We start from the raw sequence: 1,029 nt of genomic DNA, 5'->3' as shown, positions 1-1,029 counted from the left end.
AGCTACGGGGGCGACAGGGGAACAAGGTGTTCAAGGTGAGACCGGAGTTACTGGTGCCACGGGTGCAACAGGTGAACAAGGAATCCAAGGAGAGACCGGGGCCACTGGGGCAACAGGTGAACGAGGAATCCAGGGAGAAACTGGAGCACAGGGAGAACAAGGTGAAACAGGAGCCACGGGGGCAACTGGAGCAACAGGGGCGACTGGAGAACAAGGTATCCAAGGAGGAACCGGAGCCACTGGGGCAACAGGTGATCAAGGTATTCAAGGCGAGACCGGAGCCACGGGTGCAACAGGTGAACAAGGAATCCAAGGAGAGACCGGAGCAACTGGGGAACAAGGGATTCAAGGCGAGACCGGAGCCACTGGAGCACAGGGCGAACAAGGAATTCAAGGCGAGACCGGAGCAACTGGCGCCACAGGTGATCAAGGTATGCAAGGTGAGACTGGAGCTACTGGTGCCAATGGAGAACAAGGTATCCAAGGAGAAAAAGGAGCTACCGGGGCAACAGGTCCAACTGGTGCCACAGGAGAACAAGGTATACAAGGAGAAACCGGAGCTACGGGGGCTACTGGTGAACAAGGTATCCAAGGTGAAACTGGAGCCACGGGTGCAACTGGAGAACAGGGAATTCAAGGTGAAACCGGAGCTACTGGAGCACAGGGCGAACAAGGTATACAAGGAGAAACAGGAGCTACCGGGGCAACAGGTGAACGAGGCGTTCAAGGTGAAACTGGAGCCACGGGGGCGACAGGGGAACAAGGTATCCAAGGAGAAACCGGAGCAACTGGGGCAACAGGCGAACAAGGTATTCAAGGTGAAACCGGAGCAACAGGGGCGACTGGCGAACAAGGAATTCAAGGAGAAACCGGAGTAACTGGAGCCACAGGTGCACAAGGCATCCAAGGCGAAACCGGAGCAACTGGGGCAACAGGTGAACGAGGAATCCAAGGTGAAACCGGGGCAACTGGTCCAACTGGTGCCACAGGAGAACAAGGGATTCAAGGCGAGACCGGAGCAACTGGAGC

At 56.8% G+C, this 1,029-nt stretch carries 1 pseudogene; it reads left to right on the top strand.

From position 1 onward, the window contains the following. Positions 1-82: 82 nt before the first annotated feature. Positions 83-1,029: pseudogene (locus HCG49_RS17810) on the top strand (exosporium protein); the annotation flags it as partial.

It is taken from the genome of Arenibacter sp. 6A1 (assembly GCF_012272855.1).
Classification (GTDB): Bacteria; Bacteroidota; Bacteroidia; order Flavobacteriales; family Flavobacteriaceae; genus Arenibacter.
The sequence above is the reverse complement of the archived record's forward strand: the minus strand, read 5'-3'. Positions and strand labels throughout refer to the sequence as shown.